General features: G+C 66.2%; 13 protein-coding genes. 4 read left to right on the forward strand and 9 right to left on the reverse strand.

What is annotated here, in order from left to right; all coding sequences use genetic code 11:
- Positions 1–309 precede the first annotated feature (309 nt).
- The 3 genes from ACSHSS_RS28230 to ACSHSS_RS28240 form a co-directional block, all read right to left on the reverse strand.
- Positions 310–1,503, reverse strand: coding sequence for a urate hydroxylase PuuD (locus ACSHSS_RS28230; RefSeq protein ID WP_006402704.1), 1,194 nt, complete (start codon positions 1,501–1,503; stop codon positions 310–312).
- 53 nt (positions 1,504–1,556) lie between these two features.
- Complete coding sequence (gene uraH / locus ACSHSS_RS28235; protein ID WP_006407665.1) at positions 1,557–1,910, reverse strand: hydroxyisourate hydrolase; 354 nt, start codon at positions 1,908–1,910, stop codon at positions 1,557–1,559.
- A 77-nt stretch (positions 1,911–1,987) separates the two neighbouring features.
- On the reverse strand, positions 1,988–2,296 hold the full coding sequence (locus ACSHSS_RS28240) for a hypothetical protein (protein ID WP_175795262.1): 309 nt from the start codon (positions 2,294–2,296) through the stop codon (positions 1,988–1,990).
- 123 nt (positions 2,297–2,419) lie between these two features.
- Between ACSHSS_RS28240 and ACSHSS_RS28245 the strand changes: the two genes are divergently transcribed.
- Entirely contained in the window at positions 2,420–3,832 is a 1,413-nt protein-coding gene (locus tag ACSHSS_RS28245; RefSeq protein ID WP_054315037.1) for an 8-oxoguanine deaminase, read from the forward strand.
- A 100-nt stretch (positions 3,833–3,932) separates the two neighbouring features.
- Here the strand turns inward: ACSHSS_RS28245 and ACSHSS_RS28250 are convergent, their stop codons facing one another.
- Together ACSHSS_RS28250 and ACSHSS_RS28255 are read right to left on the reverse strand one after the other, a co-directional pair.
- Positions 3,933–4,862 (reverse strand): LysR substrate-binding domain-containing protein, encoded by a 930-nt coding sequence (locus ACSHSS_RS28250; RefSeq protein ID WP_105841462.1) that lies wholly within the window; start codon positions 4,860–4,862, stop codon positions 3,933–3,935.
- A 245-nt stretch (positions 4,863–5,107) separates the two neighbouring features.
- The gene (locus ACSHSS_RS28255; protein WP_006402709.1) at positions 5,108–5,317 is read right to left on the reverse strand and encodes a dodecin; all 210 of its coding nucleotides are present in this window, start codon (positions 5,315–5,317) and stop codon (positions 5,108–5,110) included.
- Between the two features lie 134 nt (positions 5,318–5,451).
- On the opposite strand from ACSHSS_RS28255, the gene ACSHSS_RS28260 reads away from it, so the two are divergent.
- Complete coding sequence (locus ACSHSS_RS28260) at positions 5,452–6,342, forward strand: NAD(P)-dependent oxidoreductase (RefSeq protein ID WP_445545810.1); 891 nt, start codon at positions 5,452–5,454, stop codon at positions 6,340–6,342.
- An 87-nt stretch (positions 6,343–6,429) separates the two neighbouring features.
- Here the strand turns inward: ACSHSS_RS28260 and ACSHSS_RS28265 are convergent, their stop codons facing one another.
- The 4 genes from ACSHSS_RS28265 to ACSHSS_RS28280 form a co-directional block, all read right to left on the reverse strand.
- The gene (locus tag ACSHSS_RS28265; protein ID WP_006402711.1) at positions 6,430–6,876 is read right to left on the reverse strand and encodes a hypothetical protein; all 447 of its coding nucleotides are present in this window, start codon (positions 6,874–6,876) and stop codon (positions 6,430–6,432) included.
- A gap of 337 nt (positions 6,877–7,213) precedes the next feature.
- On the reverse strand, positions 7,214–7,645 hold the full coding sequence (gene mscL, locus ACSHSS_RS28270) for a large conductance mechanosensitive channel protein MscL (protein WP_006402712.1): 432 nt from the start codon (positions 7,643–7,645) through the stop codon (positions 7,214–7,216).
- Positions 7,646–7,891: 246 nt separating this feature from the next.
- Entirely contained in the window at positions 7,892–9,079 is a 1,188-nt protein-coding gene (locus ACSHSS_RS28275) for a tetratricopeptide repeat protein (protein WP_445545811.1), read from the reverse strand.
- A gap of 83 nt (positions 9,080–9,162) precedes the next feature.
- The gene (locus ACSHSS_RS28280; RefSeq protein WP_006402210.1) at positions 9,163–9,843 is read right to left on the reverse strand and encodes a PspA/IM30 family protein; all 681 of its coding nucleotides are present in this window, start codon (positions 9,841–9,843) and stop codon (positions 9,163–9,165) included.
- A 439-nt stretch (positions 9,844–10,282) separates the two neighbouring features.
- Here ACSHSS_RS28280 and ACSHSS_RS28285 point away from each other — a divergent pair, with 439 nt between their 5' ends.
- Both ACSHSS_RS28285 and ACSHSS_RS28290 read left to right on the forward strand, forming a co-directional pair.
- Positions 10,283–12,796 carry a penicillin-binding protein 1A gene (locus ACSHSS_RS28285; RefSeq protein ID WP_445545812.1) on the forward strand — a complete coding sequence of 838 codons (2,514 nt, stop codon included), beginning with the start codon at positions 10,283–10,285 and terminating at the stop codon, positions 12,794–12,796.
- Between the two features lie 303 nt (positions 12,797–13,099).
- A complete protein-coding gene (locus ACSHSS_RS28290; RefSeq protein ID WP_043279906.1) occupies positions 13,100–13,507 on the forward strand; it encodes a hypothetical protein in 408 nt (135 codons plus the stop codon).
- Positions 13,508–13,610 lie beyond the last annotated feature (103 nt).

The raw sequence follows: 13,610 nt of genomic DNA on the forward strand, positions 1-13,610 counted from the left end.
CTCTCCTTGGGAGCATGTTATGCCTTAAACACAAAATTCCTGACAGGCCCCTCGTTTGGCGATCGGCGCATCGTCGCGTGGCGCGACTGGCTTGCGGATGAAGTCTCGCGATCTCGGATGCGAGCGTCGCACCGCGTTGCACACGGCGTGTTGCTGCGTACGATCACGACAAGACAAGACACGACACGTCGACAACCGCCCGCAGCACATTTGCCACAAACGCCGCAGGCAAAAAAACGGGCCCGTTTCCGGGCCCCGAGAACGGAGAGAATCGCGCCGGACTTCGTTCGTCGCCCGGCGCGCGGCGGCTTACTTCACCGCGCCACCCTCGAACCACGCGGCGAGCTTGGTCCGCTCGTCGTCGGTCATGTGCGTGACGTTGCCGATCGGCATCGTCTTCAGGCGTACGGCCTGCTCGTAGATGCGCTGCGCGTTCTTCGACACTTCGTCCGGCGTGTCGAACATCACGCCGGCAGGCGCGCTGCCCATCAGCGTCGGCTTCGACGAGTGGCACTCGACGCAGCGCTGCTGCAGGATCGGCATGATGTCCTTGACCGCGATCTTCGGTGCGTTCGCCGCCTGCGCTTCGGGCGCGACCGGCTTCGGCATCGTCCACACGAGCGCGCCGGCCATGAGCGCGACGCCGCCGAGCGGCAGATACCACAGCTGCTGGCCGCGGTGACGCATCACGAAGAACTGGCGGATCAGCGCGCCGGCCAGCATGATCAGCACGAGCACGACCCAGTTGTACTTGTTCGCGTACGTCATCGCGTAGTGGTTCGACAGCATCGCGAACACGACCGGCAGCGTGAAGTAGGTGTTGTGCACCGAGCGTTGCTTGCCGCGCTTGCCGTAGATCGGGTTCGGCTCTTCGCCCTTGAGCATCTTGTCGACCATCTTGCGCTGGCCGGGAATGATCACGAAGAACACGTTCGCCGACATGATCGTCGCGAGCATCGCGCCGACGATCAGATACGCGGCACGGCCGGCGAAGATATGGCACGCGAGGTAGGCCGCGACGACGACGTAGATGCCCACGCAGATGCCGAGCACGCGATCGTTGGTGCCGAGCAGGCGGCACAGCGAGTCGTAGACGATCCAGCCGGCCATCAGGAAGCCGAGCGCGGAAGCGACGGCGACGACGGGGCCCATGTCGAGCACGCTCTTGTCGATCAGATAGGTATTCGGCGCGAGCAGGTACAGCACGAAGAACAGCGAGAAGCCCGACATCCAGGTCGTGTACGACGGCCACTTCGACCAGTGCAGGTCTTCGGGCATTTCCGGCGGCGCGACCGTGTACTTCTGCATGTTGTAGAAACCGCCGCCGTGCACGTGCCACAGCTCGCCGAACACGCCGCGCTTGCGCTGGTTCGCGTCGGTCGGCGGTTTCAGGCTGTTGTCGAGGGCGACGAAGTAGAAGGACTCGCCGATCCACGCGATCGCTGCAATGACGTGCAGCCATCGCAGCGCGAGGTTCAGCCAGTCGGTGATGAAGCCTTCCATGAAACTCCTCCAGACTCAGATCGTTGTCTTGATGCGGGCAGCCGATGCGTGTGTCAGCTGCCGCGATAGGTGCTGTACGACCACGGCGACACGAGCAGCGGCACGTGATAGTGCGCGCCCGGATCGGCGATGCCGAAACGCAGCACGACGCGGTCGACGAAACGGGGTTCGGGCACCTTCACGCCGAGCGACGCGAAGTAGTCGCCGGCATGGAACACGAGTTCGTATTCGCCGGCGGTGAGCGCGGCGCCTTCGAGCAGCGGTTCGTCGCAGCGGCCGTCGCTATTGGTCAGCACGGTCTTGATCGCGCGGCGCGAGTCGCCGTCCAGCGCGTAGAGGTCCACCTTGAGTGCGGCGCCCGGACGACCGTTCGCCGTATCGAGTACGTGGGTAGTGAGCTTTCCCATTCGCAATTGTCCTTGTGTGAATGCGATGTTCGGCGGCGGCTCGATCCAATGACAGTGCGGCGGATCGAGGCTCCACGTCACGTGGCTACATACCCGTCGGCGAAGTTGAAGCGAGCGCCGTGCAGGCATTGTAAGAAGGTTCCTGCGGCAAATACGCGCGCGATAGCAAAGATAATGCGCCGCGCATGACCGGCTGTCGACGCCTTGCCGGCGCGGCCTGCCGCGCGCGGGCGCGGCCCTGCGCGGGGCCGCTGCGCGGCGTACCATATCGCGACCGTGAAGCCCGGTATTCGTGATCGCGCATTGTGCGCGGCGCGCGCATCGGCGATCCTCCCGCCGTGCGCGTCGGCCGACGGCCGGCGCCGCACCCCGAAGACGGCGAGCACGCCGGGTAACCGGGCCAGGGCGTTCGAACGGACGCAGGCACCGGAGCGTGCCACGACGCAGCGTTCGAACGGCTTTGTGAGCGCCCCCGCAAGCGGTCGGGGGCAGACCGACGCGGAGAACGCATGAACCTCGAGCAGTACGCCGGCGCACGCGCGCCGCAATCCTCCCCATCCCGCCCGACCACCTTGCTGGTCAAGCACGCCGACGTGCTCGTGACCATGGACGACACGCGGCGCGAACTGCGCGACGCGGGGCTCTACATCGAAGACAACCGGATCGTCGCCGTTGGCCCGAGCGCCGAACTGCCCGATACCGCGGACGAGGTGCTTGATCTGCGCGGGCATCTCGTGATTCCGGGGCTCGTGAACACGCACCATCACATGTATCAGAGCCTCACGCGCGCGGTGCCGGCCGCGCAGAACGCCGAGCTGTTCGGCTGGCTCACGAACCTGTACCGGATCTGGGCGAACCTGACGCCCGAGATGATCGAAGTCTCGACGCTGACCGCGATGGCCGAACTGCTGCAGTCGGGCTGCACGACGTCGAGCGATCATCTGTATATCTATCCGAACGGCAGCCGGCTCGACGACAGCATCGCGGCCGCACAGCGAATCGGGATGCGCTTTCACGCGAGCCGCGGTGCGATGAGTGTCGGCCAGCGCGACGGCGGGCTGCCGCCGGATTCGGTCGTCGAGCGCGAGCCCGACATCCTGCGCGACGCGCAGCGGCTGATCGAGACCTATCACGACGACGGCCGCTACGCGATGCTGCGCGTCGTCGTCGCGCCGTGTTCGCCGTTTTCGGTGAGCCGCGGCTTGATGCGCGACGCCGCTTTGCTCGCGCGCGAGTACGGCGTGTCGCTGCACACGCACCTTGCCGAGAACGTCAACGACATCGCGTACAGCCGCGAGAAGTTCGGGATGACGCCGGCCGAATACGCGGAAGATCTCGGCTGGGTGGGACACGACGTCTGGCATGCGCACTGCGTGCAGCTCGACGACGCGGGCATCGGCCTGTTCGCGCGCACGGGCACCGGCGTCGCGCACTGTCCGTGCTCGAACATGCGGCTCGCGTCCGGCATTGCGCCGGTGAAGAAGATGCGGCTCGCGGGTGTGCCGGTCGGGCTCGGCGTCGACGGCTCGGCATCGAACGACGGCGCGCAGATGGTCGCCGAAGTGCGGCAGGCGCTGCTGCTGCAGCGGGTCGGCTTCGGCCCCGATGCGATGACCGCGCGCGAAGCGCTCGAGATCGCGACGCTCGGCGGCGCGAAGGTGCTGAACCGCGACGACATCGGCGCGCTGAAGCCGGGCATGGCCGCCGACTTCGCGGCGTTCGACCTGCGTCAGCCGCTGTTCGCGGGCGCGCTGCACGATCCGGTCGCGGCGCTCGTGTTCTGCGCGCCGTCGCAGACGGCCTATACGGTCGTGAACGGGAAGGTGGTCGTGCGCGAAGGGCGGCTCGCGACGCTCGATCTGCCGCCCGTGATCGAACGTCACAACGCGCTCGCGAAGGCGCTCGTCGAAGCGTCGCGCTAGTCGGCGCGGCGGCGGTCTTGAACACCGCCGCGACCGCCGCACGACGCGCGACGCGCGACGCGTGCACGCGCGAGGTGCGCGGCGTTTGCCGCGCAGCCGCTTACGGTTCGGTCAGCGTGCGCGTCGCTTCGGCGACGAGGCCGCGCAGCCAGCGCACCTCGTCCGAGTAGTGGCAGCGCTCGTGCCAGAGCTGGTAGTACTGCATCGGCGGAAAATCGAGCGGCGCCGGCACGACCGACAGCGGCAGGAATTTCGCGTAGTGATCGGCGAACAGCCGCGTCGTCGTGAAGATCAGGTCCGACTTCACGAGCACGTACGGCGCGAGATTGAAGTAGGGCAGCGTGACGACGACGTGGCGCTTGAGCCGCTCGCGCGCGAGATGCACGTCGATCGCGCCGCGCTGGCCGACCGAGTACGGCGTCGGCGCGAGATGCGGCGCGTTCAGGTACTGGTCGAGCGTCAGCCCGCCGCGTTTCGCGAACGGGTGCGTGTTGCTCATCAGGCAGACGATCTCGTCGACGAACAGGTTCGACAGGTGAAGCTGCTCGGGCGGCTCCGGCCAGTTGCCGACGACGATGTCGAGCTTGCCGTCCTCGAGCGCGAGTTCGTAGTCGAATGCGGGGCCGAGCGAATGGAATTCGAGCGTCGCGTTCGGCGCGGCCTGGCGGAACCGTTCGACGACGGTCGGCACGAACAGCACGTTCAGATAGTCGGGGCAGCCGATCCGGTAGCAGCGGATCGACGTGGCCGGATCGAAGTTGTGCTGCTGGAACTTGATCCGTTCGATTTCGCGCAATGCGTTCTGGACGGGCTCGAGGAGACGCAGCCCGTACTCGGTCGGCACCATGCCGGACTTGCCGCGCACCAGCAGCGGATCGCCGGTGATGTCGCGCAGGCGTCGCAGCGCGGCGCTGATGGCCGGCTGCGACTGATTCAGTTTGACGGCCGCGCGCGTGACGCTGCGCTCCATCAACAGGGTGTGCAAGACGCGCAAGAGGTACGTGTCGATCGCCTCGCGTTGCTGACTCATGATTTCTCCGGTTTATATGTCTGGGCTGATCGAGGGGCGTTGGGGGTATATGGTTTTTAATATGAACGAAAACCAGCGTCAAGAGATGGATACCCGCAGATGGGCGCCGGCCGGGCCGCGGCGACGGCCGGAACGGAGAGAGAAGACGAGCGCGGCGCGCGCCGCCGCGTGCATGCGGCGGTGCGCGTCCAGCGGTGCGGCGAAGCGCGTGTAGCGGTGCGGCGCGGTGTGTAGCGGGGCGTCGGTCAGTCGTCGAGACGCATGCCGACTTTCAGCGTCACCTGCCAGTGGATCACCTGATCGCCTTCGATGTGGCCGCGCGTGTCGGTCACCTCGAACCAGTGGAGGTTGTGCAGCGTCTTGCCGGCCTTCGAGATCGCGTTGCGGATCGCGTCGTCGCACGATTGCCGCGACGAACCGGTCAGCTCGATCAACTTGTAGACGTGGTCGCTCATGATGCACTCCCTGGAATGTCGGTGACAGCGCCGGCGCAAGCCGCGCGCCCGAAGCGGCGTCGCGCGTGTCCGGCTTCTTGAGTGATAGGTATGATGGGCGGCAAGTGCAACCCTTATCGGAGACGAGGACAATCGTGGAAGTCGGATTTTGCGGACCGGGATTGATGGGCGCGCCGATGATTCGGCATCTGCTGGCGGCCGGGCATCGCGTCAGCGTGTGGAACCGGACGCGTGCGAAAGCGGAGGCGCTCGCGGCGGAAGGCGCGCAGGTCGTCGATACGCCGCGTGAACTCGCGCAGCGTGTCGAGACGGTATTCGTCTGCGTGCTCGACACGCGCGCGGTCCGCGACGTCGTATTCGGCGCCGACGGCCTGCTCGCGGGCGACGCGTCGGCCCGGCGGCTGCAGCGCATCGTCGATCATTCGAGCATTGCGCCGGCCGCGACGCGCGACTATGCGGCGCGCGCGGCTGAGCTCGGCGTCGGCTGGGTCGACGCGCCGGTGTCGGGCGGCGTGCCGGGCGCGCAGGCCGGCACGCTCGCCGTGATGGCGGGCGGCCGTGCGGCCGATCTCGATGCGGTGCGGCCGTTGATCGACACGTACGCGTCGCGCATCACGCACATGGGCGACGCCGGCGCCGGGCAGACCGCGAAGCTTTGCAATCAGGCGATCGTGACGGCCACGGTTACGGCAATCGCCGAGGCGGTCGGCCTCGCGCAGGCAAGCGGCATCGATGCGGCGCGCCTCGCCGAAGCGCTCGCCGGCGGCTGGGCCGACTCGGTGCTGCTGCAGACTTTCGTGCCGCGCATGACGTCGGGCGCGCACGCGCCGATCGGCGCGCTCGGCACGTTCCAGAAGGATGTGGATGCAATCGCCGACGCCGCGCGCGACACGGGCGCCGTGATGCCCGTATCGGCCACGGTCCAGCAGGTGTTGCGGCTCGGCGCCGCACAGGGGCTCGCCAGCGCGGATTTCGCGGCGTTCATCGACATCGTGCGCCCGCAGAACGGACGCCACGCGCGCTGACCAAGGCCGCACGCCGCGCGTTGCGCATGCGGCGCGCGCAGACGGCCGATGGGCCGCGCGGAGGCGGCCCATCGAATCGTTGGCGGTTCAGCCGAGGGAGCGAGGTGTCGTGTCGCCGGCGTTCTGCCGGCCGAGACCGCCGCGCAGGCTCGCTTTCGTGCCTGCACCAAATTCGGGCAGGATGCGTGCGCGGGCGCGGCTCGCGAAGACGAGGAAGCCGAAGCCGTTCGCTTCGTACCAGTATCCGCCGTTTTCGAGGCCGTCGAGCGGTTGTTCGAGCGCATTGGCGATCGACTCGATGCAGCGCTTGCGCAAATCGGCGATCGCCGGATACGGCGGTTGCGCGCCGCGCACGCTGCATAGCAGGACGTCGAGGCCGGGCAGCACGTGCGCGTAGAGGACGGGCTCGTCCTGCGCGCGGGCGCGGGCAATCTTGGTGTCGAGCTGCGCGAACGGCTTCGAATGGCGCAATACCGCGAGGAACGATTCCTGGCCGTCCTGTTGCGCACGTCGACGTTTTTTCGGGAAGGACATAAACACTCGCCTCAAAAACAATTGCAAGAAATGCGGCACTTTCATGCGACCCACTCCCGGCTATGTACGCCGCATGCCGATCCGTTATAGCACACGAAAATGCAGCATTCGTGCGGTACGACGATCGATGCCTCCCGTCGACCCGCTTGCCACGATCGACACAGCCAGCGTCTCGGCGCCTGTACTGTCGTTAGTCTCCATCATAGACCTGCTTTCCGCGCGCGTGCGTTCGCCTGTCACAAAAAAGTGCGATGCACCGCACGCGGTCGCCGTCGCCGGTGCGCAAGAAAAAGGCCCGCACGAGGGCGGGCCTTTCGGGTGAGCGCGACGGGCGCGATCAGCGCTGCTTCAGCGAATCGCGGATCTCGCGCAGCAGCACGATGTCTTCCGGCGTTGCGGCCGGTGCGGCTTCCGCGGGCTTGCGCAGCTTGTTGATGAATTTCACCATCAGGAAAATGATGAAGGCCAGGATGATGAAATTGATCAGCACGGTGATGAACGAGCCGTAGCCGAACACCGCGACGCCCGCGGCCTGCAGATCCTTGAACGAATCCGGATTGCCCTTGAACGATGCGGGGACGGTGCCGAGCAGAACGAACTTGTTCGAGAAATCCAGACCGCCGGTCAGCACGCCGATGACCGGCATGATCAGATCCTTCACGACCGAGTCGACGATCTTCGAGAACGCGCCGCCGATGATCACGCCGACGGCGAGATCCATCACGTTGCCCTTGACGGCGAACTCCTTGAATTCCTTGATTATGCTCATGAGCGGCTTTCTCCTGGTTGGGGCGGGGGGGAAGGCGTGCCGGGACGCACGGCGGGGCGGGGCGTCGAATAAAGGGTCGGTGGCACACCGATGGTCGCATGATAGCGAACGCGTCCGCTTGCCGGTAGTCCATCTTGAAATGATTGACAAATCGACGGGCGGTGCGGGCGCCATCAACGAGAACGGGGCGCCATGCATGGCATGGACGCCCCGTTGGTGCAGCGCCGAGCCGATCGGTTGCTGCGCTCAGGTGTTGTCGTCGCTCCAGCCGTCGTCGTTGCTGCCGAGATCGACGCCGCCGTTGCCGTCGCTCCAGTTCGAATCGTCGCCGCGGCCGAGATCGAAGCCCGGGTCCGCATTCTGCTGGCGGCGACGCTCGTCGTCGACGATCACGTCGCGTTCGATCACGCGATCGCGGCCGCCCGACATCGCTTCGCCGAGCAGCACGCCGGTCAGCAGGCCGCCCATGCCGCCGCCGAAACCGCCGCCTTGCTGGATCACGACGGGCGGCTGCTGTTGCGGATACGGCTGCGGCGGATAGGGTTGCTGAGGGTACGGCGGTTGCTGATACGGCTGGCCTTGCGCACCGGTCACGCGATCGGCTTCCTGCGCGTACACGGACCCGCTGCCGTTGCCCGGTGCGGCCGGCTGCGCGGCCGGATCGGGGCGGCCTTCGACGCGCGCCTTCACGCTTGCATGACGCTGCTCGAGCTCGTCGATCCGGTACGGCGGCACCGGATTCTTGCCGTTCGACAGCGATTCGACGAGCGTGCGCGCGTCGGCCTCGATCGCGTCGAGTTCGCCCGCGAGGGCGGCCGCGCCCGGCAGCGTCGAGAGCTTCGCGTCGAGCTTCAGCGGCCGGATGTCGTTCAGCACGTCGGTTGCGCGCTTGAGCTGCGCGCGCCGTTCGTCGTCGGCGCGCGTGTCGCCGGCCGAGCGCGCGCGCCGCAGCGTCCAGCGCAGTACCAGCGCGATCACCGCGACGAGCAGGCCGAGACCGATCCACATCGTGGTCGACGGCCCGTGCTTGACGGCCGGTGCGGCCGACGGCGCGAGCGACGATTGCAGCGAACCGGACTGCGTGGCCGACGGCACGTTGCCGGCCGTGCGCGACGCATCGGCACGAATCCGCGCTTCGGTTTGCGCGAAGCGCGACGCGTCGGTGAAGCGCAGTTGCGGATCGAGCGTCTTCGCGCGCTGCAACTGCACGAGCGCGTCGGCCGCACGGCCTTCGCGATCGAGCACCTGCGCATACAGATAGCGCGCGTGCGCGTTGTTCGGATGCGCGTCGACGACTTGCGACAACTGCGCGTCCGCGCGCTGCCAGTCGCGCTGCGCGATCGATTGCTCGACTTGCTGCAGCGACGGAACCGCGAATGCGGCGGACGACAGCAGCATCAGCGAGAGGCCGAGAGCGGCGAGAGATTTCTTCATGGTCGAACCGGGCGCGATAGGCCCGTCTCCTGACGATCGGTTCGCCTCGCGGCGCACGACACGCGCCCGCGAGGCGCGCCGGGTTACTGCGCGGGCGTGTCGATCTGCTTCTTGAGCGCCGCGAGGCGATCCTCGACCGACGGGCCCTTGTTCAGGGCGGCGAGCTTGTCGTCGAGCGCCTTGCCGCTCGACGTGTCGGCCGAATTCAGCCGTGCGTCCGAGCGCGCGTTCTGCAGCGCGACCTTGTCTTCGAGCTTGCGGAAGTCTTCGGACAGGTTCTTGCCGCCGATGCCGCCGAGCGCGCTTGCGGCGACGTCCTTCGCCTGCGCGATTTCCTGCTTGGCCTGCAGGATGTTCGAGCGCGCGTTCAGGTCGTTGCGGCGCTGGCGCATGTCGGCGATCTGCCCCTTCAGCTTCTCGACCGACGGTTCGAGCGTCGCGAGCTCGGCCGCGAGCGCATCGCGCTCGGCTTCCGCGTTCACCTGCGCGGCGAGCGCCTCGCGCGCGAGCGCTTCGTCGCCGGCCTGCAGTGCGCGCTTCGCGCCGTCTTCGTACTTCTTCACCTTGTCGTCGGCCGCGTCGCGCTTGCTGCGCTGCGTGGCGACCTGCGCTTCGATCTCGATCAGCGAATTCTCGGCACGGCCGATGCTGTCGTCGAGCTCCCGCACGATCTGCCGTGCGTCGCGCGACGGATCCTGTACCGAATCGGCCGCGTCGTTCAGCAGGCCCTTGATCGTGCGCGAAATAGAGTCGAAAAGCGACATGAAATCCTCCGTGGTTGAAAGGCGCCGCGCGTCGCGGCATCGCTCGCCGCGTGCCGCTGGCGACCCGTGCGAGCCGGCGGATATTACACCACCGGTTCACTTAAATACGGCTTAAACGCGCGGCTTCAAGCGCATGGTGCACACTTGCGCCGAAGCTTTCGCGACTGAAAGAAACGCGCGCATGCAGGCGCGTTCGCGTGTCCATGATAGGCCGAGGATCGCGCCGATACGCGCGGCGCGATACCGATGTGCGGGAATTTTTACAAAAAATCGCGAAGGCACGCGGGCGATTTCATTAAAATGCGCTGTCACGTCGCGGGAACGGATCGACGCATGGCGCGGTCTGTCGACGTGACTGTAGCCACGACATACCACTCCGACTCATCCGCCTGCATTTTCCGCATGCGTCCGAGGGCACCACGCAGCCCGCCATTCCGACATGCCAATCATCAAACGACCGCCTTCCTCGTCCGACCGGACCGAACCTCACTACACGCTGCGCCGTGCGCCGTCCGGCGCCTATTACACCGATGACGACGATCGCGGCGACGACCGCCACGCCGCACGCAGTGCAGGCGGAGGCGGCCGTTCGTTCGGCGGACGCATCGCGCTGTGGTTCATCGGCCTGTTCGCGACGATCGCGATCGTCGGTGCGCTGATCGTCGGCTACGCGCTCGTCGTGATGGCGCCGCAGCTGCCGTCGCTCGACGCGCTGACGAACTATCAGCCGAAGGTGCCGCTGCGCGTCTTCACGGCCGACCACGTGCTGATCGGCGAGTTCGGTGAGGAGCGCCGCAGCCTCGTGCGCTTCCAGGACATCCCCGACGTGATGAAGAAAGCGGTGCTCGCGATCGAGGACTACCGTTTCTACGAGCACGGCGGCGTCGACTTCGTCGGCATCCTGCGTGCGGGCGTGGCCGACCTGATGCACGGCGGCGCGCGGCAGGGCGCGAGCACGATCACGATGCAGGTCGCGCGCAATTTCTTCCTGTCGAGCGAGAAGACGTACACGCGCAAGATCTACGAGATGCTGCTCGCGTACAAGATCGAGAAGGCGCTGACGAAAGACCAGATTCTCGAGCTGTACATGAACCAGATCTATCTGGGCCAGCGCGCCTACGGCTTCGCGGCCGCCGCGCGCGTGTACTTCGGCAAGGACCTGAAGGACATCACGCTCGCGGAAGCCGCGATGCTCGCGGGCCTGCCGAAGGCGCCGTCCGCGTACAACCCGGTCGTCAATCCGAAGCGCGCGAAGGTGCGTCAGGAATACATCCTGAAGCGGATGCTCGAGATCGGCTACATCACGCAGCCGCAGTACGAGCAGGCCGTGAAGGAGGAGATCCACGTGCGCACGCCGGGCAACCAGTACGCGGTGCACGGCGAATATGTCGCCGAAATGGTGCGGCAGATGATGTACCAGCAGTACAAGGATGAGACCTACACGCGCGGGCTGACCGTCACGACGACGATCAACTCGGCCGATCAGGAAGCCGCGTATCAGGCCGTGCGTCGCGGCATTCTCGACTACGAGCGCCGGCACGGCTATCGCGGGCCGGAAGGCACGATCAATCTGCCGCCGGCCGGCGACGAGCGCGACGAGGCGATCGACGACGCACTCGCCGATCACCCGGACAACGGCGACCTGCAATCGGCCGTCGTGCTGTCGGCCGCGCCGAACGCGGTCGACGTGCAGTTCGTCGGCGGCGCGACGACGCGCATCGGCGCGGCTGGCCTGCGCTTCGTGTCGGGCGCGTTGAGTCCGCGCGCGAACAACACGCTGCGCATCCGGCCGGGTTCGATCGTGCGCGTGCTGAAGGACGCGAAGACCGGCTGGCAGATCGTGCAGTTGCCGCAGGTCGAAGGCGCGCTCGTCGCGCTCGCGCCGCAGGACGGCGCGATCCGTTCGCTCGTCGGCGGCTTCGACTTCAACAAGAGCAAGTTCAACCACGTGACGCAGGCATGGCGGCAGCCGGGCTCGTCGTTCAAGCCGTTCATCTATTCGGCCTCGCTCGACAAGGGCCTCGGGCCGGCGACGATCATCAACGATGCGCCGCTGTACTTCCCGCCGAGCGTGCCGGGCGGCACCGCGTGGGAGCCGAAGGACGACGATCAGCCCGACGGCCCGATGACGATGCGTACCGGCCTGCAGCGTTCGAAGAACCTCGTGTCGATCCGGATCCTTGCGTCGATCGGCACGCAGTACGCGCAGGAGTACGTGACGCAGCGCTTCGGCTTCGATCCGAAGAAGACGCCGCCGTATCTGCCGATGGCGCTCGGCGCGGGTCTCGTGACGCCGCTGCAGCTCGCGACCGGCTATGCGGTGTTTGCGAACGGCGGCTACAAGGTCGATCCGTATCTGATCGCCGAAGTCGACGACGCGCGCGGCCAGCCGCTGCAGAAGTCGCAGCCTGTGATCGCGGGCAGCACGGCGCCGCGCACGATCGAAGGTCGCAACGCGTACGTGATGAACAGCCTGCTGCATACGGTCGCGACGGCCGGCACGGGCGCGGGCACCAACGCGCTGGGCCGCAACGACCTGCAGGGCAAGACCGGTACGACGAACGACGCGAAGGACGGCTGGTTCGCCGGCTATCAGCAATCGCTCGTCGCGGTCGCGTGGATGGGCTTCGATCAGCCGAAGAGCCTCGGCAGCCGCGAATTTGGTGCGCAGCTCGCACTGCCGATCTGGGTGAACTACATGCGTACCGCGCTGAATGGCGTGCCCGAGCAGCAGATGCCGATGCCGGACGGCCTGACGACGATCGACGGCGAGCTGTATTACGCCGATCGCACGCCGGGCAACGGGTTCGTGGCGAGCGTCGACATCAACCCGGCGGCGAATGCGATCAGTGCGAACGATGCACTCGGCTCGGCCGGGGCGGAAGGGCTCACGCCGCCGCCGGTCACGCCGCAGGAGAAGCAGCAGATCATGGACATGTTCGAGAGCAAGTAAGCGGTGCGCTGTTCTTGATGCATGCGACGGGCGCCTGCGGGCGCCCGTTTTTTTGCTGATCGCAGGATTCCTGCGGAACGGTGGGGGAGAAGGTCGGTTTGCGGCCAAAAGCATCACTCGACCGCGGCGTAGTTGCAGCGCTTGGACGCTTGATTGGGCCTCGAATGCAGTCTATCGATTAAGGCGAATTTCCGCGTGCGGCGGGACGTGCCATGTGACGACCGGACCGCACAGGAGGCGCTCATACTTCAGATGTGCCGGAGCTTGGTATCCTCTTTCGAAAGCATGAGGCGCAAAACGAATATGGTTGAAGGCTGGTACGGAGACGATTACATCGTCCTATTTACATACGAAGAGGCATTGGCCACGGCGAGCGCCTGCGGTTTCGACACGGCGCTTCCCGGCTTCGCAGTCTTGGGGCTCCGAGGTTGGCAAGATTTTATCGTCCGGGATGAGGCCGGCGCGACTTTCACCGTCCCGAGCGTTCCGCTGGATACGCGTTACCTTGCATCGATCAATCTTCCGGCTGCTCATGAACTTGAACCGGATTCTCGACTCGCTGGAAAGGTCAAATGGCTAGTAAAGCCATTGATTTTCGGCGGAAGTCCAGACGCCGAGGAGAACGTATCATGGGTTACGTATCGGGAGCATGGAGCACTTGTGCGATGGTGGAATGAGCAGTACAGGTTCGCCAAGGCCTCCCAGGTTTGACGACGCAATTGCCTCAGACCGGCCTGAAGCTGTCGTCCGCTTGCTTGGCGCAAGGGGGTGTCAGGATTTCCGTGTTCAAGGCGGGTTGAGTAATTACACGGAA

It is taken from the genome of Burkholderia sp. BC1 (assembly GCF_052683555.1).

What these genes read in the sequence shown, in the direction of transcription:
- ACSHSS_RS28230 (WP_006402704.1), bottom strand. Translation starts at nt 1,503, where the DNA reads ATGGAAGGCTTCATCACCGACTGGCTGAACCTCGCGCTGCGATGGCTG.
- ACSHSS_RS28285 (WP_445545812.1), top strand. Translation starts at nt 10,283, where the DNA reads ATGCCAATCATCAAACGACCGCCTTCCTCGTCCGACCGGACCGAACCT.
- mscL (WP_006402712.1), bottom strand. Translation starts at nt 7,645, where the DNA reads ATGAGCATAATCAAGGAATTCAAGGAGTTCGCCGTCAAGGGCAACGTG.
- ACSHSS_RS28275 (WP_445545811.1), bottom strand. Translation starts at nt 9,079, where the DNA reads ATGAAGAAATCTCTCGCCGCTCTCGGCCTCTCGCTGATGCTGCTGTCG.
- uraH (WP_006407665.1), bottom strand. Translation starts at nt 1,910, where the DNA reads ATGGGAAAGCTCACTACCCACGTACTCGATACGGCGAACGGTCGTCCG.
- ACSHSS_RS28255 (WP_006402709.1), bottom strand. Translation starts at nt 5,317, where the DNA reads ATGAGCGACCACGTCTACAAGTTGATCGAGCTGACCGGTTCGTCGCGG.
- ACSHSS_RS28265 (WP_006402711.1), bottom strand. Translation starts at nt 6,876, where the DNA reads ATGTCCTTCCCGAAAAAACGTCGACGTGCGCAACAGGACGGCCAGGAA.
- ACSHSS_RS28245 (WP_054315037.1), top strand. Translation starts at nt 2,420, where the DNA reads ATGAACCTCGAGCAGTACGCCGGCGCACGCGCGCCGCAATCCTCCCCA.
- ACSHSS_RS28290 (WP_043279906.1), top strand. Translation starts at nt 13,100, where the DNA reads ATGGTTGAAGGCTGGTACGGAGACGATTACATCGTCCTATTTACATAC.
- ACSHSS_RS28250 (WP_105841462.1), bottom strand. Translation starts at nt 4,862, where the DNA reads ATGAGTCAGCAACGCGAGGCGATCGACACGTACCTCTTGCGCGTCTTG.
- ACSHSS_RS28280 (WP_006402210.1), bottom strand. Translation starts at nt 9,843, where the DNA reads ATGTCGCTTTTCGACTCTATTTCGCGCACGATCAAGGGCCTGCTGAAC.